Below are 25,894 nucleotides of genomic sequence, written 5' to 3'. Positions count from 1 at the left end.
AGTCAGTAATTGGTATTAGGAATTACTTTTTATATCGTTCTGCATTGAACGTTTTATCGTTCCTGCACTCAATTCTTTATATCAATTTATTACTCAATATATTAATTTTAACTTATTGCATGCGTCTATCAGATAAATTCCATCAATTAACTTCTGGCAGCAGGTTGTTATTCGGAACTACGCGTACTTCGCGAATTGTTTCGTTTTGCGGTTTGTTTTTTGCAGTGTGTGCTTTTGGCGCAGTCGGTGTTGCACCGATGGCACCGGATGCCTCCGATTTGCCAGTCAAGAAAATCACTCAGCAATTAGATTTGCCTAAATTAGATGAGCAAGTTGCTGCCCTAGAAGAGAACGAACAGCATTTTATCCGCGAAGAAAAAGTCTTACGTGGTGATAGTTTGGGTTCTTTGTTATTGCGCTTAGGCGTTGAGGATGATGAGGCGACTAAATTCATTAAAACTGACGCGGTTGCCCGTTCTGTGATGCAGCTGCGTACTGGTAAATCTATTCGTGCTCAGACCAATGACGAAGGCGAGCTGGAGTGGCTGCAAGCGACCATGGTCGACAGCAACGATAAGCCAGTTCACAACATCACCATCACCCGCGATGCAGCGGGTAAATTGATCTCTATCGATGCGACTGCCAAGTTAGAAAAACGAGTAGAGATGCGCTCTGGCGATATCCGCTCGACCTTGTTCGCCGCCACCGATGATGCACAAATCCCTGACAATATTGCGACCCAAATCGTCAGTATGTTTGAGACCAATGTAGATTTCCGTTATCTGCAACGCGGCGACCATTTTAACGTTGTGTATGAAAGCTTTTGGCAGAATGGTGAGTTCATCCGAACTGGTCGCGTATTAGCTGGCGAATTCAGCAACTCCGGTAAGTTATTCCAATCCGTCTGGTTTGATGAGGCGGGTGGCGCAGGCGGTTACTACAGTTTTGATGGTAAATCCCTCAAGAAAGCATTCTTAAAATCACCGTTGGAATTCACTCGTATTTCTTCTGGCTTTGCGATGCGCTTGCATCCTATTTCCGGTCAATGGAAAGCGCATAAAGGCGTGGACTTTGCCGCTGTGGTCGGGACACCTGTCCGTGCATCCGGTGACGGCGTAGTGGAGACCGCAGGCATGAGCGGTGGTTACGGCAATCTGGTCGTCATTAAGCACTGGTCTAATTACAGCACGGCGTATGCACACATGAGCCGTTTTGCAGCGGGCATCCATAAAGGTAGTAAAGTCAGCCAGGGTGAAGTGATTGGGTATGTTGGCACCACTGGCTGGTCAACTGGTCCGCATTTGCACTATGAATTCCGGGTGAATAATGAAGCACGTGATCCTATGTCGGTCAGTGTGCCCAACGCACCGCCACTCGCCGGAAACGACTTGCCGCGTTTTAAATCTGTGGCGGACGATATGGCGCATCGCTTTGCCTTGTTGCGTCCACAAGGATCACCAGCAACGATGAGACTCGCATCGAAGTAATTCTCCAGGAAGTTGCGAGCAGATCTACAAGTACAATAGAAGGCTGAACTCCATGTTCAGCCTTTTTTTTAGCCTGATAAATAATCTGCTTTAAGGCGTCGGTGACGATGCCTGAATTTAACTTTGCCCCCCCCGCCATGAAAAATCTCACTAATAACTTGTATATCGGTTTAATGTCAGGCACCAGTCTGGACGGCGTAGATGGCGTTCTGGTTGCATTACCAGATCACTCAGACCCTGCGCAAGCCAACACCATGCGATTGCTGGCGAGTGCTTATATTCCGTTTGCAGATACCTTACGGGCTGATGTAATGGCATTGCAGCAATCAGGTGCAGATGAGATTCATCGAGAGGCTTTGGCCGCTAATATGCTGGTCAGACAATACGCCGCTTGCGTTAATGCCTTGCTTGAAAAAGTGGCGTCATTTGATCAGCATAGTGTGCGTGCTATTGGTGTGCATGGCCAGACCATACGACATCGTCCAGAGCTAGGCTATACGCGCCAGACCAATAATCCTGCTTTGCTGGCAGAATTGTCTGGCATCGATGTGATCGCTGATTTTCGTAGCCGTGATGTCGCGGCGGGAGGGCAGGGCGCACCGCTGGTGCCAGCATTTCATCGCGCGATTTTTGGTCAGGTTGGCGTATGTAGGGTCGTCGCCAATATCGGCGGTATCAGCAATATCAGTATATTGCGGGCAGATGGCTCGACTACCGGTTTCGATACGGGTCCTGGTAACGTGTTAATGGATGCCTGGATCGCGCAGCATCATGCTAAATCCTATGATGAAAATGGTGCCTGGGCGGCGCAGGGGCAAGTACATACCGGATTGTTGGCTGCATTGTGCGATGAGGCATTTTTACAGACGGCTCCACCAAAAAGTACGGGGCGTGATTTATTCCGTCCCGATTGGTTGAATCAAAAATTACAGTTGTCAGCGTTTGCGGATATCTCTGCAGTAGACGTACAGACGACGCTGTGTGCGTTCACTGCGACGACTCTGGTTGACGCTATCTTAAATTATGCACCCGATGTTGCTGGCATCTATATCTGCGGTGGCGGGGCTTATAACCAATGTCTGATGCAACATATTGAGTCGACATTGCGTCGCAAGGGATCGCAGTCAACCGTCGCAAGCACTGAGGATCTGGGAGTTTCGCCACATCATGTTGAAGCCCTGGCCTTTGCCTGGCTGGCACAACAATTTGTTGATCGCTCGGCGGGTAATTTGCCCGAAGTAACTGGCGCAAAAGGTTTGCGGATTCTTGGCGCTTTATATCCCGCTTAGCGTAATCGCTTAGACTTTTGCACTGCCAAATTGCATATACTCCCCCTATTTTTTATAAAAAATGCCTTATTGTCCAAGTATTATATGGACAATAAAATATACATATGGGGAGTATATTTATTTGTTACGTGCGGATAAATTCGAAATGAGACATTTTGCGCTAGCCATTCCCCCCACTTTTTCTGATCGAATAAAAATCATTGCGCGATTCAGAGGCGCTGGTTATGATCGTCCATGAAGCACACGCTTCAACGTCGCTCGGACGGATCCGGGCGCTTACGTGAAAATACATCATGACCATTATTGATAGCACTACTCCGCCGGGCCGGGGTGATACGACACCAAGCCGCAGTTATACTTTCTCCCGCATTAATCGCCTTCCACCGTATGTCTTCAATATTACTGCCGAGCTAAAAATGGCGGCGCGCCGTCGTGGCGAGGATATTATCGATATGTCGATGGGCAATCCTGATGGCGCTACTCCACCCCACATCGTTGCCAAATTGGTTGAGGTCGCACAACGACCTGATACGCATGGCTATTCCGCTTCCAAAGGTATTCCACGCTTACGTCGCGCGATTGCACATTGGTATAAATCCCGCTATGACGTTGACCTAAATCCTGACACCGAGGCGATCGTCACCATCGGTTCTAAAGAAGGTCTTGCCCATCTGATGCTGGCGACTTTGGATAAGGGCGACACTGTGCTAGTACCCAATCCCAGCTACCCGATTCACATTTATGGCGCGGTGATTGCTGGTGCCGATATCCGTTCAATACGCATGAGTCCGGGCGTGGATTTTTTTGCCGAACTGGAACGCGCTATCCGCGAGAGTTATCCAAAACCGAAAATGATGATCTTCGGCTTCCCTTCCAACCCGACAGCGCAATGCGTAGAGTTGGAATTTTTTGAGCGCGTCGTCAAACTGGCGAAAAAACATAACATCTTGGTGGTCCATGATCTGGCGTATGCCGACATCGTTTTTGATGGATGGAAAGCGCCCTCAATCATGCAGGTGCCGGGTGCGCGTGATGTCGCTGTCGAATTTTTTACGCTATCTAAAAGCTATAACATGGCAGGCTGGCGGATCGGATTTATGGTTGGCAATAAAGAGCTGGTATCGGCTTTGGCAAGGATAAAAAGCTACCACGATTACGGTAGTTTTACGCCGGTACAAGTAGCGGCGATTGCAGCGCTGGAAGGCGATCAAACTTGCGTCAGCGAGATTCGCGACAAGTATCAGCGTCGTCGTGATGTCTTGGTAAAAGGCTTACACGAGCTGGGCTGGATGGTCGATATTCCGAAAGCGTCAATGTATATCTGGGCACATATTCCGCCGGCTTATCGTCAACTGGGCTCACTTGAATTTGCTAAGCAGGTTCTTGAAAAGGCCAAACTTTGCGTGTCACCCGGTATCGGTTTTGGCGAGTATGGCGACGAATATGTACGCTTTGCCTTGATCGAAAACGAAGCGCGGATTCGCCAGGCTTTACGTGGTCTGAAGACGATGTTTCGCGATGATGGTGTAGAAGCATAAGCGCAGTATCAAAGCGAGTTCACGCTGGCAAAGAACGTCATTGTTACGTTCTTTGCGTTTCTGAAATAATAGATTCTTTGCGCCGATGAATGACCTAGTTTTTGTGGTTGAATAAAGTTCTCCCTTCCCTTTTATTTTTTAAAGATTTTATGTCCACACCACGTATTCGTCTTGCCTCTTCAGGCCCAGAGTTCTCTCGCATTGCACTAGGTTTATGGCGTCTGGCAGATTGGGCGATGACGCCGCAGCAAAGACTCAGTTTTATTGAGCAGGCTCTGGAATCAGGAATTACCACCACTGACCATGCCGATATTTATGGCAATTACCAATGCGAGCAATTATTCGGTGAGGCGCTGGCCTTGGCACCGCAGTTACGTCACAAAATCGAGATCGTCAGCAAGTGCGGCATCAAGCTGGTGTCTGATCAGCGACCTGCGCATCAACTTCAGCATTACGACACCAGCCGTGAGCACATCATTGCGTCGGCCGAGAATTCCTTACGTAACATGCGGATTGATTATCTGGATTTGCTGCTGATACACAGACCCGATCCTTTGATGAATGCGGATGAAATAGCAGAAGCGTTTCAGCAATTGCAGCACAGTGGTAAGGTCAAATATTTTGGTGTGTCCAACTTCACGCCATCGCAATTTGAATTGCTGGCATCCCGTTTTCCGCTGGTGACTAACCAAGTGGAGTTGTCGGCCCTGCATTTGCCGCCATTACACGATGGCACGCTGGACCAGTGTCAGCGCTTAGGGATTGCGCCGATGATCTGGTCGGCACTAGCGGGAGGTCGTTTATTGCAAGATGATAGCGAGCGTGGTTTGAGGGTAAGCGCTGCATTGAAAGTCATCGCAGATCAGTTAGGTGTATCGATGTCTACTGTCGCAATTGCCTGGATTTTGCGACATCCGTCTAAGCCTGTTGTACTAACTGGCACGGGACGTATTACCGCCGTGCGTGAAGCTGTTGCTGCTTGTAGTATCAATTTAAGCCGCGAGCAATGGTTTTCTGTGTGGTGTGCATCTGCGGGTAAAAACGTTGATTAAGAAATAGCTTATTTGGAGATGGTCGTATTCAGTTTTTAAGTGTATAAATAGTAAATATTTAATAAGTTTTCTAAAGCTTACCCTTTTTTAACGGATGGGCAGTTTGACGACTTTCTTTCAATGGTTGCGCCATATCATCCTAATGCCTAAGCGGGGGCAGGCCGATTTGCAGCAATGGCGGACGGATGTTCTGTCTGCGATCGTGTTTGTGGGATTTGGTTTGGGCCTCATCACTGCGATTCCCAGCATTGCTCTTGCAATTAAACAAGGCCTATGGTCGGTGGTAGCGATTGATGTGATAGCCTTAGCATGGATTGCTTGTTTGTGGCGGTTGCCACAATTGTCATTTAAATTCCGCGCATGGAATTTGGTGGTACTGCTGTATTTTTTAGGTATATGGTTTTTGATCAAAGTCGGGCCAGTCAGCCAGATTTATCTGATGGCATTCCCTGTCATGACGGCACTCTTGATTGGCTTTCGTCCCGCCGTCGTCGCTTTGATAGTCAATGCTGTGACCTTGCTCGGAATTGGCTATCTGGCGCAAGCCAGCATTCATGTCGATCATCTCAGTGATCAGCCGTTGGTGCAATGGATGATCATTACACTCAATTTTACTTTTATCAGCTCTATCCTCACTGTGTCATGCGGCGTACTTTTGCAGCGGTTAGAGCAATCGCTAGCACAGCAATTGGCGGTAGCGACCTCCCTCAAAGACGAACAGTCCAATTTGCGCGATGCGAATGCGGCGTTAAGGTTGAATACCGTTGCCCTGGCGCGACTCAATGACATGGTGTTGATACTGAAAGCGGATACTGACTCTAGTAGCGAGAATCAGATCGTTTTTGTGAATGACGCCTTTGAGCGCAAAACGGGCTACCGGCTCGCCGAGATTGTTGGAAAGACTAGACAGTCGATGCATGGTGCAAAGACACAATTGGATGAAATCAATCGTATTGCCGAAGCGCTTGATCGTGGCGAGGCTGTGCATACTGAACTGATCAATTACACCAAATCGGGCGAGGAGTTTTGGGTCGAGACCGATATTGTTCCTATGGCTGATGAAAGCGGAAAAATAAGCCACTGGGTTGTCGTTGAGCGCGATATTACGGATCGAAAAAATGCCGACGAACACATTCACCGCCTCGCGTATTTTGACGTATTAACTGGTCTGCCAAATCGTCGCTTACTGATAGACCGTCTGGATATTTTGCTGGCAACGGCGCGTCGCACCGGGTTAAACAGTGCTGTGCTATTTATTGATCTTGACCATTTTAAAAATATTAACGATGCACGCGGACATGCTATTGGGGACTCGTTGTTGCTACATGTGACACAACGTCTTAAAACATTATTACGCGAGGTAGATACTGTTGCCCGTATCGGTGGTGATGAATTTGTCGTCCTCATTTCGAATATCTCTAACGATATTAATGTGGGTGCATTATCTGCCTTGGCCGTCGCCGAGAAAATTCGTAGTGCGGTTGCTTTGCCGTTTGAGATCGATGGACAAGCTTACAATTCTAGTTGCAGTATTGGTGTGACACTACTTCCAAAGCCAGATCAGGACACTAATGATTTGTTGAGAGAGGCAGATACCGCGATGCATCGTGCGAAAGCCGCTGGACGTAATCAGATCGTTTTTTTTGAATCGACGATGCAAGCAGAAGTGGAACAACGTTTAATTCTGGAGCACGATCTGGTGCTCGCGTTGAACGATGGACAGTTTCAGATGGTGATGCAGGCACAGGTGAATCATGAGGGGCAGCCAGAAGGTGCAGAATTGCTGATGCGTTGGACCCATCCACAGCGTGGCCCTATTTCGCCAGCGGTGTTTATTCCTGTCGCAGAAGAGTGCGGCATGATTGTGCAATTAGGTGATTGGGCCTTGCGCCAAGGTTGCCTTGCCTTAATCCGCTTAGAGCAAGCTGGGTGGCCGCTTTCACTATCGGTTAACGTCAGCCCAAAACAATTTCGTCAGGCTAATTTTGTTGATAAGGTTGCCGCAGTTTTGATGCAAACCGGTGCGCCGGCTTCTCGCTTAATTTTGGAGGTGACTGAAGGCTTGTTGATTAATAACATGCAGGAAACGATAGAGCGTATGCATGCACTGACCAAGATGGGCATTCGTTTTTCTATTGATGACTTCGGTACCGGATATTCTAGTCTCGCTTATCTTAAAAAAATGCCTTTGTATGAATTGAAAATTGATCGTAGCTTTGTACAAGATATGCCTGCCGACCCGAATGACACCGCGATCGTGCAGGCAATTTTATCGATGGCAAACCACTTGGGTTTGCGTGTGGTTGCTGAAGGCGTAGAAACTCAAGAGCAAGCAGATTTCTTAATTTCGAGCGGTTGTTCAAGTTTGCAGGGATTTTTTTATTGTCGACCATTGCCGATTGAGACTTGGCTCAAACAGCAGGACGAAAAAGCGCAGTCTACACAGAGCGTACAGAATCTACGCTAGGTGCCTGTAAGGTATCGGCGATTATGGGGCGATAGAGCGCTTAAGCGGTAAGCTGGTTTCGGTCTTCGTGTTTCGACGTCAGTTGCTATATCGTACTCAAATAGGTCTTTTGCATCCAGTCGATAAATACTTGCACTTCTGGCCGCATAATCGCCTGCGCTTCATGCACCAAGTAATACGCATGTGGTGGCGTTGCTAGCTGGGTATCGAACAGTCGTACCACTTCTCCTTGGTCGATTAATTCTTGGGCAAAATGTTGCCGGGTCAGGCCGACGCCATGACCGTGTTTAATCGCTTCCAATAGCAAGCCAAGATCGTCAATACGTAAGCCCGTGGTAGGTTCGGCCCAATCTAATTTGGCTACTTCAAACCATGGTTGCCAAGGCTCTAATGCGGAGCGTAATAAAGTTGCATGTCTTAAATCGCTGGGTTGTAAGAGCGGAGGTAGCGTTTGTAGATAAGCGGGGCTAGCGACCGCAAATGAGGGCTCGACGAATAATTTTTTGGTCACGAGATTTGGGTATTCCCCCGCACCAAACCGAATTTCAACATCACTCTCAGACAAGCTCAAATCATACAGAGGCACAAATAAAAAAATCTCGATTTCAATTTCAGGATGTAATTTAGTGAAGCTGGCTAAGCGCGGCATAAACATGTAGCGCGCGAATGTCGGAGGTAAGGTGATTTTGACGCGTAACTGATTTTGCGTCGTCTTATTCGGCAAAGGGAAGTCGGACAAAGTACGTAAAGCGACCCGCACGACGTCCAGATAACGCCGGCCAAATTCGGTCAACGTGACACTGCGTCCCTCGCGTACAAAAACACGTTCACATAAATGTTCTTCCAGCAAGCGAATGCGGTGTGATAAAGCCGAAGGAGTAATGCAGAGTTCTTCTGCGGCCACTGCAAATGAGGCGTGGCGTGCAGCTGACTCAAATGCAGATAGAGCATGTACTGGAGGTAATCTTGTTGCCATTGTTTTTCCGTGTTGAATGCATTGACTGGTTCAGAAATTTTCATACCCGAGGAGATGCGCTTGCTTTACTTCATTATGATGCGTTCTTTGATTTTTTGCCGTATCCTCCTGACATCATTCACTTAATAAATTTCTTGCTATGGGTAATCGACTTTCAAAAATTGCCACCCGCACGGGTGACGCAGGCACTACAGGTTTGGGCGATGGTAGCCGTGTTGATAAGGACGCTCTACGCGTGCATGCGATGGGCGACGTGGACGAGCTTAACTCGCAGATTGGTGTCTTGTTATGTGAAGATATTCCGCCACAAATGCAGCGCGAATTGGTGTCGATTCAGCACGATCTGTTTGATATGGGAGGAGAGCTATGTATTCCCGGTTACACCATGATCACTGATACGCAAGTGGCTCGCCTGGATACCTTATTGGCGCACTACAATGCCGATCTGGAGCCGTTAAAGGATTTTATTTTACCCGGTGGTTCGCGTGCCGCAGCAGTCGCACATGTTTGCCGTACCGTATGTCGCCGCGCGGAGAGAGCCATTGTTAGCGTTGGTAAGGCAGAAACGATCAATGACCAGCCAAGGCAATATATGAATCGCCTGTCTGATCTGATGTTCGTTTTGTCGCGGGTATTAAATCGTTATGCAGGCGGCACCGATGTGCTGTGGGAAAAAGAACGCGAACGTTGATTTAGTCGGCGATTGATTTTTCTATTTCCGCTTTAAATCAATATACTCCCCTATAAAATAATAAAATATACCTTATTCTCCATTATTTATATGGACAATGAATATATACATAATGGGAGTATATTGTTTTACTTGATGCTGAAGAGAAAAAAGCCACGTTGCCTTTCGGCTTACGTGGCTTTTTTCTTACATACGTCAGACAATTTATTTCGCCGGGAAAGTCATACCCAGTTGGTCAAACAAAAATGCATACACGTCGGCAGTCTGGTTGGCTTTGATCGAGAGAGAGCTGCCGATGCCATGACCTGCATGTGAGTTGATGCTGAGATAGACCGGCTTGCCAGCAGTCGCTGCTTGTAAACGAGCGATCATTTTGCGGGAATGCATCGGATTGACGCGGCCGTCGGTCTCGCCCGTTGCCATGAAAATCGCCGGGTAGGTCGTGCCATCCTGAACATGGTGATAAGGCGAATAGGCATACAAAGCCTTTAGTTGATCCGGATTTTTTACACTGCCAAATTCGGTGGTATTGAAGGCGCCGTTCGGATCTAGCTCTACCCGCAACATATCGTAGATGCCAACTTGTGATACCACTGCTTTAAATAAATCAGGATGTTGGGTAAAGACAGCTCCCATTAGTAAGCCTCCGTTGCTGCCACCGATGCTGGCCATATGTTCGCTAGAAGTATACTTTTGTGCGATCAGGTATTGTGCCGCTGCCGTGAAATCGTCAAACACATTTTGCTTATTCGTCAGCGCGCCCTTGCTGTGCCATTCCTCGCCAAACTCACCGCCGCCGCGCAGATTAGCAATCACAAATACACCACCCGCATTCAGCCATAAACGCGTTGCCGGGCTTAAAAAGCGAGGTGTCTGATTGACGCTGTAGCCACCGTAACCGTTCAGTAAAACGGGATTAGTCCCATCCAATTTCGTCCCTTTACGGCGGACAATATTTAAGGGGATTTTTGTTCCATCTTTGGAGGTTGCAAATTCCCTCACAACTTCCGTGTCGTCAAAGGAGGTTGCGCTGGTTTGCGCCAGTTTCGTGGTTTCTGACTTGCCCGATTTTTCGTCGTAACGAGAGTAGTAAGGCGGTGTCAGGAAAGTTTTAACTGCATAGAGCAAGGAGCCGTCGCTCAGCGTGTCAATTTCATCCACGGTAGCGACATCCGGCAGTGGAAGGTTGCCAAGTGATTTACCGTCATGGTCATAGATGGCTACGCGTGATGGCCCACCGATAATTTCACGCACGTATAAAGCATTTTTTGTAACGATGACTGGCGAGCCACCGAATTCTCCACCAGGTTGTATCACCGCATCAGACTCAGGTATGACAACTTTTGCATGTGCAAGCTCTAAATCATTCAGCGCTAGTTTTAAGAGTTTTCCGCGCGGAGCATCTTTACGTGAGACCAAATACATGGCGTTGTCCGAGCCAATCGTGGCCGCGACAATCTTGTCTTCAAAACGGCTGACTTGCTTGATTTTCCCGTCCTGGCTGATCACGTAATGTGCGAATTCGCCACCATCACCATTGGCAACTGAGGCGACCACATAGTTAGGATTTTGATGACTATCAAGCGCGATTTCTGCAACTTTAGGAAAGTCTTTTCCTAGGACATAAACATCTTTTGATGGATCAGTGCCAATTTTATGGAAGTAAATCTGTTGATAAAAATGTTGACGATTCGCTGGCTGATCTTTCCCTGGGTAGCGGGTGTACCAGAAACCTGTACCGTCCGCTTTCCATGCAACGCTACCACCGCCAGTTGGATACTGTACCAATGGAATCAGTTTGTCGATTTGTTTGCCTGTGCTAACGTCAATGATGTGTACTGAGCCATCTTCGCTTCCATTGTCCGACATTGACACAGCGACTTTAGATCCGTCATGTGATGGAACAAACCAGTCGATTGCCGTCGTACCTTTTGAATTGATGAGATTTGGATCAAGAACGATTTTGGCTAGTGCAGGATCAGCTGCATTTGTCAGCACCGCAATCATTGGCTGCTGTTTTGGTGGCTGGTTATACATCGCAAAAACTTTGTCACCAGCGGTATGCAAATCATAGTAAGAACTGGATGAAGCAGAAATTTGCGCCATCAGATTATCAAATATGGGTTTGCGGAATGTCAGGCTATCGAAATATTGTCGTGTGCGTTTGTCCTGTGCCACGCTCCACTGATGTACAGCAGGATCACTTTGTTTTTCTAGCCAGCGGTAGGGATCTTTGACGGTGATATCCCCATAGGTATCAGTCACTTCAGCGATACGTGTTGGTGGTGCCGTTTTATCAGCAGCAATTGCAGTACCATTCGAGATCAAGAAACTGAAGCCAGCAACGGCTACCGCACTGAGCTTCAATGAATACATATTTTTCTTCGTCATAAAGTAATCCCCGTTATTTAATACGCAAAAAATTGTTGAGCTTTTGTTTGACTCATGTGGACTGAATTAAAACCGAATAGTGTCAGGCGACAGAGTTTCTTCCATCAGAAATGAAAAAAGCGAAGCTTGTTGGCTTCGCTTTTTTCATTTCCTTACTGATTATTTGCTACTAGCTTCAGTGCTTCTGTTCCAAAGCGTTTTTTGATCGAGGCCTCAATTCCTGCTGCATCCAGACCACAACTAGCAAGTAGTAAAGCCGGATCACCATGATCGATAAATTGATCTGGTAAGCCGAGTATCAGCAATGGTTTTGTAATTCCTGCTGCTGCCATTGCTTCTGCGACTGCGGAGCCTGCGCCACCTATCACAGTGCCTTCTTCTACCGTGACTAACAAATCATGAGTGTTGGCCAGTTCTGCCAGTAATGCCGTATCTAGCGGTTTGACAAAGCGCATATTCGCCAGTGTGGCATCCAGATTTTCCGCAGCTTTTAATCCCGGCTGCACCATGGAGCCAAATGCCAAAATGGCGATGCTCTTGCCTTTACGTTTGATTTCGCCTTTGCCAATCGGCAGGGTGCTGAGTTCTAAATTGATCGCTGCACCAATCCCGGCGCCGCGTGGATAGCGGATAGCTGCCGGGCCTGGATAATGGAAGCCAGTCGACAACATTTGACGGCATTCATTCTCATCCGAGGCGGCCATCACGACCATATTAGGGATACAGCGCAGATAAGCCAGATCATAATTGCCGGCATGGGTTGCACCATCAGCACCGACCAGTCCCGCTCGGTCCAGGGCGAAAGTAACATCCAGATTTTGCAACGCGATATCGTGAATTAACTGATCATAAGCACGTTGTAAAAAAGTGGAGTAAATCGCAACGACAGGTTTGAGCCCCTCGCATGCCATGCCACCGGCAAACGTAACAGAATGCTGTTCTGCAATGCCAACATCGTAATAACGGTCAGGGAATTTTTGCTCAAATTCCACCATGCCAGAACCTTCGCGCATCGCTGGCGTAATGCCAATCAAGCGTTGATCAGCGGCAGCCATATCGCATAACCAATTACCAAAGACTTGCGTGTAAGTTTGTTTGGCAGGCGTAGTAGAGGGCTTAATGCCTTCAGCAGGATTGAATTTGCCAGGGCCGTGATAAAGAATTGGATCGGCTTCTGCTAATTTATAGCCCTGGCCTTTTTTGGTGACCACGTGCAGGAATTGCGGACCTTTCAGATTTTTTAAATTCTGTAGGGTTGGTACCAGAGAGTCCAGATCATGACCGTCAATCGGGCCAATATAATTAAAACCAAATTCTTCAAACATCGTCGCTGGTACGATCATGCCTTTTGCGTGTTCCTCAAACCGTTTGGCGAGTTCTAATACCGGCGTTGGCAGTACGGATTTGCCGACATTGCGTGCTGCGGCATAAAATTTGCCAGACATCAGACGCGCCAGATAACGGTTGAGCGCACCGACCGGTGGCGAGATCGACATATCGTTGTCGTTCAGAATCACCAGTAAGTTAATATCGTCGTAGACGCCCGCATTATTCAAGGCCTCAAACGCCATGCCGGCTGTCATTGAGCCATCGCCAATGATGGCAACGGAATGTCGATCCTCGCCTTTGGTTTTTGCCGCCAAAGCCATCCCTAATGCAGCAGAAATCGATGTCGATGAATGCGCCGTACCAAACGTGTCGTATTCGCTCTCAACCCGGCGCGGGAAACCGGAGATACCATTCAACTGACGCAAGGTATGCATGCGATCACGACGACCCGTCAGAATTTTATGCGGATACGTTTGATGACCCACATCCCAGACCAGACGATCTTCCGGTGTCTGAAATACATAGTGCAGCGCGATGGTGAGTTCAACAGTGCCTAAATTAGACGATAAATGACCGCCCGTTTTAGACACAGAATCAATCACAAAATGACGTAACTCGTCGGCCAGCGGTTTTAATTGGGCACGTGTTAGCTTGCGTAAATCGGCTGGAGAATTAATGCTGTCTAACAGAGTGTTTGTATTATTAGTTGTGGTCATAAATTACGCCTTCCTCTGCACAATCAAATCTGCCAGGTTGCGCAGGATGTGTGCTTTTTCTCCAAAGGGCAACAACGCAGCATGGGCGTCGTCGCATAGTTTTTTTGCCAGCGCTTGTGACGCTTCCAGACCCAGCAAGGATACGTAGGTCGGCTTGTTATCTGCTGCATCTTTGCCAGCAGTTTTACCTAGGGTGACAGAATCTGCGGTGGCATCCAGGACATCATCCACTACCTGAAATGCCAGTCCAATTGCGCTGGCGTATGCATCAAGCGCAGCGACTTCCGCCGCGGATAAAGTCTTGCCACACATCGCGCCCATGATGACTGAGCCACGCAGCAATGCACCTGTTTTTAAACGGTGCATTTGTTCAAGCTGATCTACTGTTAAGGCGACACCGACGCTGGCTAAATCAATCGCCTGACCGCCGCACATACCGGTTGACCCAGCGGCTTGTGCCAGCAAACGCAGCATGGCAACTTGCCGTAAAGATTCACTCTCTGCTTCTGCCAAGACCAAAAAAGCTTGTGCTTGCAGCGCATCACCAACCAACAGGGCAGTTGCCTCATCATATTTGACATGCACAGTAGGTTTGCCTCTACGCAAAGCGTCATCATCCATACAGGGCATGTCGTCATGCACTAATGAATAAGCGTGAATCATTTCTAATGCGGCGGCGGCACGCGCCAATAAATCCGCTGGCGCATCAAACATAAAACCGGCGGCATACACTAACAAAGGACGCACGCGTTTGCCGCCATCTAAAGCGGCGTAACGCATTGCCTGATGTAGTTTTGCTGGTACCACATCGCTATCTGGTAAGAAACTAGCTAATAAGACTTCAAATTGCTGCTGAGTGGATTTCATCCAATCCTGAAAATGCGCGCTCATGCATCGGCCTCGCCAGAATTATCTGCAACGAAAGGTTTCAGCATGCCAGCTTCCAGTACTTTGACCTGCTGTTCTACTTTGTCGAGTTGGCCTGCACAGTATTTAATCAATTCGGCCCCACGTTGATAAGCCGTGACAGAGGCTTCTAAAGGCAGCTCACCAGCTTCCATCTGGGCGACCAGTTCTAATAATTCCGACATCGCTGCTTCGAAAGAAGTTGGCTGATCGTTCTGACCGAGTTGTCCGATGGAGGGTAATTTTTTTGGCATAGGTAGTCTTGAAGAGCAAATTGAGTCTAACCCTGCATTTTAGTGCAAACCCAGTTGATAATCAGCTTAGTTGGCATAATTAGCAGCTTTTTTAGAGCTATCCTTTCTATCTCGGCATTATTCACTTTTATGTTCTTATGGATTTTATTTTTTTGATATCGTAAAAAAGAGAATTTGCTTAAAAAAGCAGCTGAAATTGCGATTCAAACATTTCCATGTGGAAATTATTCGTATATAGTCAAATCAAACCAAATCAAACCAAGTCAAACCAAGTTAAACCAAGTTAAAACAATTCAGATAAAGTCAAATTCTGTTGCGCAAGGCTTGATAAGTATGATTTGGGCGATCGTGGAAGTCAGTGCGAAGACTTCCGACAAGGGATTACACTATATTCGTTTGACAAACTTTGCTAATAACTTTCCTTAAACACAACTGTCATGTCAGCACAATCGCCCGATCATCGGCAGTCCCAGAAAGCACCTTTAGCGCGTGCAGATATTTTGCGTGCTCTGATTCCACATGCGACGCACTTGGTGGTGGCGCAACTGGATGCCTTTGCAGCACGCTTAGCGAATGCATTTTTTGCCGCATCGGAGCAAGTTGGTGACGCACGGGAAGCGAATTTAAATTTTAATTCTGGTCAGTTACTAAAGAACAACGGTTACGCTTTCTACTATTTATGTTCTGCTGATATCCAGGCGGCATTTCGTAAAGAAATCCAGGCTTTGTCATCAATATCATCAGCAAATTCATTACCAACTAAGCCTCAATCAGAGCGTGTCGAGCAACAAGACATTGCCTTGACGCTGGTGTCATATGAGGAGATGGACAAAAAACTGGCTTTTGGGCGTGCGAGTCGCTCCCTGGAGTTGTCCAGTGCAGAGCAATTGGCCGCTTTAAGTATGCGTCTGGCTTGCATCATTGGCATTGATAGTCTGAGCATTACGCAAAATCCATTCAGGCCAGAATTTTTTTTACGTGTGGTGCATGCATCATGGTGCAAATTTAATCCTGATACGAATACCCATCCGCTGATTCTGCCTTTGCTACGCGGAGATATTTTGTTTGATCTGTCGCCTATTTTTCAGGCATTAAATGAATTTTTGGTGTACCAAGGGATCTTGCCTGATTTACATGAATCCTATCGGATAAAAAAGACAGAAAATCCAGGCTCTAGTCAATTCGGTAAAAAAGATTTTAGTCAAAAGCTGAAGCAAATTTTCTCAGAAAAAACTCCATCAGAAACATCGAGTAACGATGCCAATGATCAGCAAAAGATTTGTCAGACAGGCAGGCAGAGGGATCAGCAGCAACATGACCAGCAATTCTCTGCCAGCGGACAATCTAAGCAGCAAGAAACCGATACTCGGCTTTTCCATTATCTGGAGAATCTGCAAAAAACGATGGCGATACACCAGTTAGTGGCTGGTGCGCAAGATGTGATACGGCTATCGCAAATGCGCGAGCAAATGCCAGAATTGGCAAGTGGTAATAGCGTAGAAAAAACTACTCTCGATTTACTCTCTAAGATATTTGATACAGTTTTCCATAATCCATCGATTCCTAGTCAAATCAAAGAATTGATTGGAGTACTGCAAATCCCTGTGCTCAAAGCAGCATTGATCGATAAAGAATTTTTCTTTCAAGATACCCATCCGGCACGTCGCATGATAGATCTGCTTACGCAGCAGAGTGTCGCCTGGGATCAAAGTAAGGGACATGCAGATCCGTTGTTCCAGGCGATGCAGCGCAATGTTAGTCGCGTCCAAAACGAGTTCGACCAACAGATGAGTCTGTTCGATGAAGTCGTCTCTGATCTGGAAAACTTTGTCGCCAAAGAAGATGAATCGAATACCCAAGCGTTGCAGGAGCCGATTAAACGCGCCTTGCAAAAAGAAAAGTTCAAACAGGCCAATATCGTTGCCAATAATGAAGTTGCATTGCGAGTCGGTACTGGCGAGGTAGTCGCTTTTGTTGAAAGCTTTTTAGAAAACCGTTGGACTAAAGTACTAACACTGGCGTACAGCGTGCAAGAAGACAAACCGCATGCTGTGACGGACGCGATCAAAACGATGGATGACTTAATCTGGAGTGTTAAGCCTAAGATTACTTTGCCACAACGGCAAGAATTATTGAACCGTCTGCCAGCGATTTTGGCAAGACTGAATAAGTGGCTGAGCCTGATTAAATGGGAAGATGCAGACCGCATCCAGTTTTTTGCTGATCTTGCTGAGTGTCATGCATCTATCGTCCGTTCCCCCCTTGAATTATCGCCAGAAAAGCAGTTAGAAATTGCTGTAGAAGCCGCCCAGATAGCCGCTGAGCGTCGTTTGGAAAAACGTGCTCAAGCTGAGGCGCAAGAGCTAGAGAAGCAGCATGCAGAAGATGACTACGTGGATGTTGCGGCGGATGAAACAGCCGACGTTGTAGCAAATCTGGAACGAGGGATCTGGCTACAATTTACCAAGAAAAATGGTGATAGTCACAAAGCTCGGCTTGCTTGGGTCAGTCCTATGCGTAGCTTGTATATTTTTACTACTAGTCAAAAAGAAAAATCCTTCTCTTTAGCGGTAAAAGAATTAGAGCAGACTTTCCGTGAGCAACGTGCGGAAATTCTGATGCTCGATAAATTGGTTGATCGCGCTTTAAGTGAGGCATTAGAAGAGCATGCTGAACAAGAGATTGAGTCGACAAACTAGGTTTTTGGGTCTGTGAAAATTGCGACAAATTTCTCTAATTGCAGATAAGGAAGTGTTTGCCGATCAAGGTTTTTTGATCACTCAAGCTTTGTTCGACTCCGACACCTTTAGTCATCTCGAATTTGAACTAAATGAACTACTCGTGAATAGCGTTGGAACTCGCCATCTGCTCGATTTCCGTTGGTGCTCCGATTTAGCTCTGCGTATTCGCCAACACTCTTTGGTTAGACCATTCTTGCCATTGGACGCTATCGCAGTGCAATGTACTTACTTTGAAAAGTCCAAAGACCAAAATTGGCTAGTCCCTTTACATCAAGATCTTAGTATCCCAGTCAAGAAGAGAATAACTCATCCCGATTTAACGGTTTGGTCTGAAAAAGAAGGATTGGTCTTTGTACAGCCTACTAATGAAATGTTGCGTCAATTGGTTGCCGTACGTTTGCATATCGATGAATGCGACCTAACTGACGGCCCCTTGCGCGTTGTTCCGATGTCACATAAAAATGGTCGGTTATCCAACCAGGCCGCTATAGAGACACGTGATCGCATGGGAGAAGTTATTTGCCCCGTTGAGAAAGGCGGGGCTTTAATAATGAGTCCTCTTCTATTGCATGCATCATCAAAAGCATCAGGCGAAAGTAAAAGGCGAGTACTGCATTTTGTTTATGGGCCAACCATTTTGAGTCATGGATTAAATTGGCGATATGCGATATGAATCGCCTACTCGTTCACTCATAAGCCCCCAAACGTTTCTGCTCATTCGTATCAAATAACTGATTACGAATTTGCTGTAATGCCGTCATTTGTTCCGTGTCGTTTTTTCCATTGCTGATGATTTTATTTCGCTCCGCCTGATAAGTAGCAATCCGGTTTTTCCAATCTGTATCTTCTCTATCCAGATCAGCCAATCGTGCGGCGGCTTCTGGTGTGGTTGCTGCTGCTCGCATACGATAAATATCGTCGTCGCTTGCACCTTGCGCGCGCATTTTTGCGACGTTTTCTTCCATACGTATGATTTGATAAGGCGCTTCTTTTTCTGCCCGCAGTGCTGCTGGCATGGCCGCGTCCAGCGCTTGTAGTTTTTGTTGCTTTTGTACGTTGTTCAGATTTTTATCTTGTGCGATTTCCAGTCGCGTAATCGCGTCGGTGTCGTAGGCATCGTCAAAGCCAAAGAATGCAGTATTTTCGTTTTGATTGAAATAACGCTGCCTTAAAGTTTGCATGCCTGCTAGCCGTGCTTTGATTGCAGATGTCATTTTATTGCTGTCATAGCCGGCATTTGTAGGATTCACTAGTTGAGGATTTTTCTCTATTTCTGCCAGTGCTAGTTTGTAATCCAGGTAGCGACTTAGCAGATCTTTAGCTTGTGCTGCCGCTTTGGGGCCTAACTTTTTACTTAGTTCTTTTTCTATTTCCGCACGGATTTCCGGCAAAGTTTTTTCGCCTGTCGCCGCTAAGTAATAGTCGAACATGTGGCGCAATCCGGCATCGACAATTAAGATATCGGTGCTTGCTTGTTGTAACTGACCGTCAACCTGAGTGCCATCCATAGAGCGCACAAATGCGAACGAATCTTTATCGCTCAATACCTGCTCTGAGTGCGTTTTTGTAGTCGGGTCGGTACGTAGTTGCAGCATCGTGAATATAGCGATGACGATGGATGCGATAGTGATGGTGGCGTAGCTTTTTTGTATTCTCATTATCTCGATCAACATTCTGATGTGGTCATTCCTGCTTCCGTAAAAATTACGGAGATGGATAAGTCAATTAGCGGCTAACAAGTTGCGTACATCAAATAACAACTCATGGTCGTATTTGATGCACGCTATCCGTCTTAGATGTTTAAAATTGTAGACGCAATAGAATTTAGTTAATTTTATAGCCCTAAATTTTTTAAGCGATTGGCGTGTTGTCGATACAGCGTCACCGGATTGGTCTCAAAAATATTCACCAGGCCGACTGTTTGGTTCACTTCATCCAGATGGTTCATCGCGTAATCGTCACGGATCACTTTGCCTAAATGCGCGGAGCAGCTTGCGACCAATCCGTCATTTTTTGCGCCCGTAAAGGCCAGCGAAGTTAAGGCTAATGCCGGATCGATTGGATCGAGTACATTGGTATAGGCCTTGGCACCGCTCCAGGAGAAATACGACACGCCGTTGACTTGGTAGGCACCTTCACCGCAGGCGCTGGTTGGTACGCCCTCTGGATGGGAGGCATTGAACTTGAGTGATCCTGCCGTACTCAATGATTTTGCTGCTGCCAATGAATCCTGAGTTAATCCTTTGCCGCCAGAGAGGAAGTTAATGATGCTTGCCAGGCCGTTGGTGATCGACACAACCACTGCGTTTGATAGCGAGCCGTCAGGTGCGATTCCCAGCAGCAGATCAGCCACTTTGGAGCCGCGATTGACGCCGCCTACGGTGGTCACCGATGCCACCAGATCAGGTCGGACGGATGCCACATAACGTGCGGTCGGGCCGCCGTGGCTATGTCCAATCAGGTTGACTTTGCCGGTGCCAGTGACCGCAATGATTTGTTTGACCTGAGTCAGTAATTGCTCGCCCCGTACTTCGGTACTATTCGCAGCGGAGACTTGGGTTGCATACACTTTGGCGCCGTCAGAGCGTAAAGCGGATGGAATGCCATACCAATATTCCACAGGGCCGATGTTATCGAAGCCAAACAAACCATGTGCCAGCACGATGGGATATTTTGTTTCTGTGTAACCAGAGGCCCATGATGTTGTAGGAAGCATAGCCAATCCAACTAGTAATGCCCCGATTTTTTTCATACCTTTTTTGTTCATTTTTTTGTCTCTTAAATTATTTTTTTCAAATAGCCAAAATGAAACCGGACAATGTCATTTGTCCTTTACTGTCGCTCCTTTTAAAAAATGGGATTTTCAGACTAGGTTTTGCCTAATCAATAAGCAAGGCGCAGCGCAGCATAAAAATCGTGCTGAAATACAGATTTAATGAAGTCAGCCCATTTTTGATTGGACATTGATGAGATGAATTAATCGATGGCGAATGAAAGCTTATTGATGCTTGCTGGATCGGTTTTAGGCACTTTGCGACTAAAAATGTAGGGCGATGGCTGGTGTTTTTGTTTACGCCTATTTGCTTAAGCTAGGTTTTAAACCTGACTATCTTGCCGATAAGTAAAAATTAGAAGATTGTCACTAAAGTTGATTTATCCGTCGTTTTGTTGCTTGCAACGTCGGTTTGTCACAACAAACAACGCTGACTTTTTGATTTCTTTTTGTTTATTTTGAAATCAAAAAAAGTCTAATTTGCCGCAGAGCACCCCGATAAAGCCGATTCAGGTATAATCCTCGGTCTTGTCCAAAATTTCCTCTTCATTCTTTTTGTGTGAGCTTTTCGCTGGAGATCGTCGTTTTCTTATTCACGATCAGCAGTTAAAAGCAGGTTTTTGTGGATTCTTTCTCCTTTAGGTTGGTGCAAATTAATTTGGGGGGTAGGGATGTCCGATCTGGCTTCTTTTTCCAAACTCGCGCGCTCCGACGCGCAACTTCCTGTTCATGTGTATTTTGATCAATCGCTGTTGCAACGCGAGATCAAACAACTCTTCCAGTCTGGCCCACGCTATGTCGGTCATGAATTGATGGTGCCCAATGTCGGCGATTTTGCTACGCTCGTCGCTGAGAATGAAGGCCGCATGCTGGTGCGTCATGCCGACGGCGCTAACGGAATTGAGCTGATGTCCAATGTCTGCCGCCATCGGCAAGCACTGATGTTTAATGGACGCGGTAATAGCAGCAACATCGTGTGCCCTTTACACCGCTGGACCTATGACTTAAAAGGTGAGCTGATTGGCGCACCGCATTTTGAGGACACGCCTTGCCTTAATCTGTCACGCACGCCGCTACAAAACTGGAACGGTTTATTGTTCGAGCAAAACGGCTATAACGTGATGGAAAAAATGGAACAGCTCAGCGTCACCAAAGACCTCAATTTCAGCGACTACATGCTAGACCATGTGGAAGTGCATGAATGTGATTACAACTGGAAGACTTTTATTGAAGTTTATCTGGAAGATTATCATGTAGAACCATTTCATCCGGGCTTGGGCAGTTTTGTCACTTGCGATGATTTAAGCTGGGAGTTTGGCGAGGATTACAGCGTACAAACGGTCGGCGTGAATAATGGCTTACTCAAATCCGGTTCTGCTAAATACCAAGCGTGGCAAGAGCAAATCCTCAAGTTCCGTAACGGTGAAACACCTAAATACGGTGCGATCTGGTTAACGCTATACCCGAATATCATGGTCGAATGGTATCCGCATGTGCTGGTGGTATCGACTTTATGGCCGACCGCGACTGGCAAGACACGCAATGTAGTGGAATTCTATTATCCCGAAGAGATCGTCCTGTTTGAGCGTGAATTTATCGAGGCTGAACGCGCTGCTTATATGGAAACCTGTATTGAGGACGATGAGATTGCTTTGCGCATGGATGCGGGGCGCAAAATTTTGCTAGACCGTGGTGTCAGCGAAGTTGGTCCTTATCAATCACCGATGGAAGATGGCATGCAGCATTTTCATGAGTGGTATCGACGCAAAATACAGTTTTAAAAAAATTAAGGGGAAGCCGCAGCTTCCCCTTAATTTTTTGTTACTCCTTTTTAGCCTGTCGATTACTACATCAATTATCAGACCGATTAAAAGAGTGAAAAAGAACCGGGGTCAAATAAATGCAGTCTTTGTGGATGCTGGTAGCCAGCTTTTTATTCTCCATCATGGGCGTATGCGTCAAGCTCGCCTCGGATACATATTCAACTTCTGAAATCGTTGCTTATCGTGGCCTGGTCGGGATGGTGATGATTTATTTGCTAGTGAGGATGCAAGGCTATAGTTTGCGCACTCGCATGGCAGGTCATCATTTGTGGCGCGGCACGGTAGGCGTGATCGCTTTGTGGTTATGGTTTTATTCGATCAGCCGTTTGTCGTTAGCGATGGCGGTGACGCTCAATTACATGTCACCGATCTGGATCGCTGCGATCTTGTTTGGTGGGGCATGGTTAAAAGGAAAACAGCGGATTGAATGGGGTTTGCTTGCAGCCATTGCTTTGGGATTTATCGGCGTTTTATTGTTGCTGCGTCCCAGCATGCATGCAGATCAGATGGTCGGTGGGATCGTGGCGCTCATCTCTGGCATGCTCGCTGCGCTGGCTTACATGCAAGTGCGTCAGATGGGTTTGATGGGCGAGCCAGAATATCGTGTGGTATTTTATTTTTCACTCACCTGCGCCATTGCCGGTTTGTTCGGCACAATGATTAATGGACTGACTTACGGGCTGGACTACGGGCTTGGTCAGGATGCTGGCAGTAGCAACTTAGCTGCACATTCGCTTACGGCTGGCTGGCATGCGCATCAGTTCAAAGGCTTGTTGTTGCTGATGACCATAGGCTTGACTGCGGCTTCAGCCCAATTTGCGATGACACGCGCCTATCGCCTTGGCAATGCTTTGGTCACCGCCAATTTACAATATGTTGGCATCGTATTTTCCAGCATTTGGGATCTGTTATTGTGGAACGATGCCTTAAGCCCGATGAGCTGGTTAGGCATTGCCGTGATCTTAAGTAGTGGATTGATTGCGACGTTCTATAATGCCAGAAACAAACCAGTAATCGCCATCGACCCTATCGCGACTGAATAAAAGGAGTACGCATGCATACCACACTGATTTCTGCCACGGAGTTATCGGCTCAGATTGACAATCCACATTGGGTCATTTTAGATTGCCGGCATGATTTGCTAGATGTCAGCGCGGGTAAAAAAGCCTATGATGCGGCGCATATCCCGCGTGCTAAATTCGCCAGCCTGGACAACCAATTGTCGGGCCCTAAATTATCTTCCAATGGCGTTTTTCATGGGCGGCATCCATTGCCGGAAAAAGAAGATTTCATCCGAATCCTGCGTGCCTGGGGAGTTGTTAATTCTACGCAAGTCATTGCCTATGATGCACACGGCGGCATGTTTGCCGCCCGTCTCTGGTGGATGTTGCGCTGGGTTGGGCATAAAGCGGTTGCGGTATTGGATGGCGGCTTGCCTGCATGGCAGGCGCAAGGCTTGCCAACCACAGACAAAGCGCCAGAGCCAGCGCGTGGCAGCATTAGCTTAGGCGCTAGTCTGGTCAGCAGCGTCAACGTCGGTGACGTGCTGGTTAACCTTGCTACGGCTTCGCGCACGCTGGTGGATGCCCGCGCGGCAGACCGTTTTCGCGGTGAGAACGAAACTATGGACCCGATTGGCGGCCATATTCCCGGCGCAAAAAATCGTTTTTTTAAAGATAATCTGCAAGCGGATGGGTGCTTCAAATCACCGCAAGAATTACAGGCAGAATGGAGTGCAATTGTGCCAGATGCCAGCAAGGCGATTATGCAATGTGGATCAGGCGTGACGGCCTGCCACAATTTGTTAGCTTTGGAAATCGCGGGTTTGCCGGGCGCTGCTTTATATCCGGGATCGTGGAGCGAGTGGTGTGCAGAGCCTGCGCGCCCATATGTTATTGGTGATGGTGAATAAGTCAGGCTGATGGGTAGATCCAAGCAAACAAGCTGCACAAAAACGGTATGCAAACCAGTATTGCGAAATATACTCCCCTTTAATTTATTTAAAATCGGCCTGCTGTCCAGATATTACTTGGACAGATTAAATATACATATTGGGAGTATGTTATTTGGGGTTTGCGCAAACAACCAAGATCCCTACTCCAGATAGGCACAGAGAAAGAACAAGGAGGGAGAAAGGCAGAATTTCGTTGCGCTCTTGATTTCCTCTATATTTGTTGTTCCTCGGTCTCTGTGTTGAGCGGTCTTAATGTTTTACATCCAGCCATCTGATTGCATGTGAATGGGCACAAATAGTGTTCCGTTTTTACGTAACTCCTATCATTTGCGATTGCGATTGCGATTGCGATTGCGATTGCGATTGGGTTTGCTGCTGCGTCATTCCCTGGCGCTCTGGTTCTGCATAACCCAACACCACACGATGGATAAAATGCAGCTTTTCCTGGACGGGTGCTGGTAAGGTGAAGGGGTAAGAATCTGGCATGCCGACACTGCGGTTAAGGCTGTTGAGCACATAGGTGAGTGCAAACCAGTCCTTGATAATTTCCTCAAAAGTATCGATCTTCATCGGTGATGCGCTGATCACCATGCCCGGCTCTGCGACATTGTGTGGATTGAGTGATAGTCCACAAGCATGTGCGGTCTCTAGCGTATCGATCATGTGCAGATAATGCGCCCAGGTTTCTGCCCAATCTTCCCAGGGATGCGATGCGGCATAACTACTAATAAAAGATTGCTCCCAATTGACGGGCGCGCCGTTGGCGTAATGCGATTTCAGGCATTCGCTATAATCCTGCCGCTCGTCGCCAAAAAGTTGGCGGTATCCCTCAACCCAAGGACCGTCAGCGATCAGCCGGTCAAAATAATAATGCCCACTCTCATGCCGAAAATGACCAAGCAGAGTGCGGTAACGCTCATGCATTTGCTCGCGCGTTCCCTCACGTTTGGCGGGGTCTGCTTCTGCAATATTTAAAGTAATTAAGCCGTCGTCGTGCCCGGTCAGGACTTTTTCGCTACCACTCTCGTCTTCCAAAAATTGGAATGCCAGGCCGGTTTCCTCATTTTCTTCTTTAGATACCGGTTTTAAACCGAGAAACCAGAGCGAGTATAAAAGTCGACGTTTGGCGGACTCCAGTCGCTGCCAAAACAAGTGATTTTTTTCGCTCGACAATGTCGGTATCACAACCGTTAATTGGCACGACGCACACAAATCATGGGCATCGTCCAGATCCAGCATCCAGTTACAGACATGTTGATTCGCATAATTACTGCATTGCTTAAAAACACGTCCCGCATTGACGGGATTTAAACTGCGCCAATAACCGTTATCCGATGGCTCAAAGCTGCTTACCGCCCGAATCTCGGGCTGATAACCCAGCATGCTCCCGCAAGCACCACACAACGTGTTCTCGAAAAAAACTTGCTGGCTACATTTATCACAGTGAAAAGTTTTCATATAAATTACTCAAAGATCCGCTGAAGAGAGTAAAACGGAACGCCATATA

The 25,894-nt window shown here is 47.2% G+C and carries 19 protein-coding genes; 11 read left to right on the top strand and 8 right to left on the bottom strand.

Annotated elements, in window-relative coordinates; all coding sequences use genetic code 11:
- The first annotated feature begins 119 nt into the window (after nucleotides 1-119).
- From RGU72_RS12730 to RGU72_RS12710, 5 genes are all read left to right on the top strand, one after another.
- Entirely contained in the window at nucleotides 120-1,487 is a 1,368-nt protein-coding gene (locus RGU72_RS12730; protein ID WP_322120085.1) for a M23 family metallopeptidase, read from the top strand.
- A gap of 137 nt (nucleotides 1,488-1,624) precedes the next feature.
- The gene (locus tag RGU72_RS12725; protein ID WP_322120084.1) at nucleotides 1,625-2,776 is read left to right on the top strand and encodes an anhydro-N-acetylmuramic acid kinase; all 1,152 of its coding nucleotides are present in this window, start codon (nucleotides 1,625-1,627) and stop codon (nucleotides 2,774-2,776) included.
- 293 nt (nucleotides 2,777-3,069) lie between these two features.
- Nucleotides 3,070-4,314 (top strand): alanine transaminase, encoded by a 1,245-nt coding sequence (gene alaC / locus RGU72_RS12720; RefSeq protein WP_322120083.1) that lies wholly within the window; start codon nucleotides 3,070-3,072, stop codon nucleotides 4,312-4,314.
- A 149-nt stretch (nucleotides 4,315-4,463) separates the two neighbouring features.
- Nucleotides 4,464-5,366, top strand: coding sequence for an aldo/keto reductase (locus RGU72_RS12715; RefSeq protein ID WP_322120082.1), 903 nt, complete (start codon nucleotides 4,464-4,466; stop codon nucleotides 5,364-5,366).
- 103 nt (nucleotides 5,367-5,469) lie between these two features.
- Entirely contained in the window at nucleotides 5,470-7,833 is a 2,364-nt protein-coding gene (locus RGU72_RS12710) for a putative bifunctional diguanylate cyclase/phosphodiesterase (RefSeq protein ID WP_322120081.1), read from the top strand.
- An 85-nt stretch (nucleotides 7,834-7,918) separates the two neighbouring features.
- Here the strand turns inward: RGU72_RS12710 and RGU72_RS12705 are convergent, their stop codons facing one another.
- Entirely contained in the window at nucleotides 7,919-8,809 is an 891-nt protein-coding gene (locus RGU72_RS12705) for a LysR substrate-binding domain-containing protein (RefSeq protein ID WP_322120080.1), read from the bottom strand.
- Nucleotides 8,810-8,948: 139 nt separating this feature from the next.
- Between RGU72_RS12705 and RGU72_RS12700 the strand changes: the two genes are divergently transcribed.
- Nucleotides 8,949-9,500, top strand: a complete 552-nt coding sequence (locus tag RGU72_RS12700) for a cob(I)yrinic acid a,c-diamide adenosyltransferase (RefSeq protein ID WP_322120079.1) — start codon at nucleotides 8,949-8,951, stop codon at nucleotides 9,498-9,500.
- Between the two features lie 204 nt (nucleotides 9,501-9,704).
- Here RGU72_RS12700 and RGU72_RS12695 read toward each other — a convergent pair whose 3' ends face one another.
- The 4 genes from RGU72_RS12695 to RGU72_RS12680 form a co-directional block, all read right to left on the bottom strand.
- On the bottom strand, nucleotides 9,705-11,891 hold the full coding sequence (locus RGU72_RS12695) for a prolyl oligopeptidase family serine peptidase (protein WP_322120078.1): 2,187 nt from the start codon (nucleotides 11,889-11,891) through the stop codon (nucleotides 9,705-9,707).
- A 152-nt stretch (nucleotides 11,892-12,043) separates the two neighbouring features.
- Complete coding sequence (gene dxs / locus RGU72_RS12690; RefSeq protein WP_322120077.1) at nucleotides 12,044-13,936, bottom strand: 1-deoxy-D-xylulose-5-phosphate synthase; 1,893 nt, start codon at nucleotides 13,934-13,936, stop codon at nucleotides 12,044-12,046.
- Nucleotides 13,937-13,939: 3 nt separating this feature from the next.
- On the bottom strand, nucleotides 13,940-14,827 hold the full coding sequence (locus tag RGU72_RS12685) for a farnesyl diphosphate synthase (RefSeq protein ID WP_322120076.1): 888 nt from the start codon (nucleotides 14,825-14,827) through the stop codon (nucleotides 13,940-13,942).
- Entirely contained in the window at nucleotides 14,824-15,096 is a 273-nt protein-coding gene (locus RGU72_RS12680; RefSeq protein WP_322120075.1) for an exodeoxyribonuclease VII small subunit, read from the bottom strand. The genes RGU72_RS12685 and RGU72_RS12680 overlap by 4 nt, the downstream gene beginning before the upstream one ends.
- Nucleotides 15,097-15,533: 437 nt before the next feature.
- On the opposite strand from RGU72_RS12680, the gene RGU72_RS12675 reads away from it, so the two are divergent.
- Complete coding sequence (locus RGU72_RS12675) at nucleotides 15,534-17,795, top strand: DUF1631 family protein (RefSeq protein ID WP_322120074.1); 2,262 nt, start codon at nucleotides 15,534-15,536, stop codon at nucleotides 17,793-17,795.
- Nucleotides 17,796-17,814: 19 nt separating this feature from the next.
- Entirely contained in the window at nucleotides 17,815-18,510 is a 696-nt protein-coding gene (locus RGU72_RS12670; protein ID WP_322120073.1) for a phytanoyl-CoA dioxygenase family protein, read from the top strand.
- 13 nt (nucleotides 18,511-18,523) lie between these two features.
- On the opposite strand, the gene RGU72_RS12665 is transcribed toward RGU72_RS12670, so the two are convergent.
- Together RGU72_RS12665 and RGU72_RS12660 are read right to left on the bottom strand one after the other, a co-directional pair.
- Nucleotides 18,524-19,495 (bottom strand): lipase secretion chaperone, encoded by a 972-nt coding sequence (locus RGU72_RS12665; RefSeq protein WP_322120072.1) that lies wholly within the window; start codon nucleotides 19,493-19,495, stop codon nucleotides 18,524-18,526.
- Nucleotides 19,496-19,671: 176 nt separating this feature from the next.
- Nucleotides 19,672-20,604 carry a triacylglycerol lipase gene (locus tag RGU72_RS12660; RefSeq protein WP_322120071.1) on the bottom strand — a complete coding sequence of 311 codons (933 nt, stop codon included), beginning with the start codon at nucleotides 20,602-20,604 and terminating at the stop codon, nucleotides 19,672-19,674.
- Between the two features lie 677 nt (nucleotides 20,605-21,281).
- On the opposite strand from RGU72_RS12660, the gene RGU72_RS12655 reads away from it, so the two are divergent.
- The 3 genes from RGU72_RS12655 to RGU72_RS12645 all read left to right on the top strand — a co-directional run bounded on the left by RGU72_RS12655 (nucleotide 21,282) and on the right by RGU72_RS12645 (nucleotide 24,345).
- Complete coding sequence (locus RGU72_RS12655) at nucleotides 21,282-22,391, top strand: aromatic ring-hydroxylating dioxygenase subunit alpha (RefSeq protein ID WP_322120070.1); 1,110 nt, start codon at nucleotides 21,282-21,284, stop codon at nucleotides 22,389-22,391.
- A 119-nt stretch (nucleotides 22,392-22,510) separates the two neighbouring features.
- A complete protein-coding gene (locus RGU72_RS12650; RefSeq protein ID WP_322120069.1) occupies nucleotides 22,511-23,476 on the top strand; it encodes a DMT family transporter in 966 nt (321 codons plus the stop codon).
- A gap of 11 nt (nucleotides 23,477-23,487) precedes the next feature.
- Nucleotides 23,488-24,345, top strand: a complete 858-nt coding sequence (locus tag RGU72_RS12645) for a sulfurtransferase (protein ID WP_322120068.1) — start codon at nucleotides 23,488-23,490, stop codon at nucleotides 24,343-24,345.
- Nucleotides 24,346-24,696: 351 nt separating this feature from the next.
- Here the strand turns inward: RGU72_RS12645 and RGU72_RS12640 are convergent, their stop codons facing one another.
- Nucleotides 24,697-25,845 (bottom strand): putative zinc-binding peptidase, encoded by a 1,149-nt coding sequence (locus tag RGU72_RS12640; RefSeq protein ID WP_322120067.1) that lies wholly within the window; start codon nucleotides 25,843-25,845, stop codon nucleotides 24,697-24,699.
- Nucleotides 25,846-25,894 lie beyond the last annotated feature (49 nt).

The sequence above is a fragment of the Undibacterium sp. 5I1 genome (assembly GCF_034314085.1).
Lineage (GTDB): Bacteria > Pseudomonadota > Gammaproteobacteria > Burkholderiales > Burkholderiaceae_D > Undibacterium.
The sequence above is the reverse complement of the archived record's forward strand: the minus strand, read 5'-3'. Positions and strand labels throughout refer to the sequence as shown.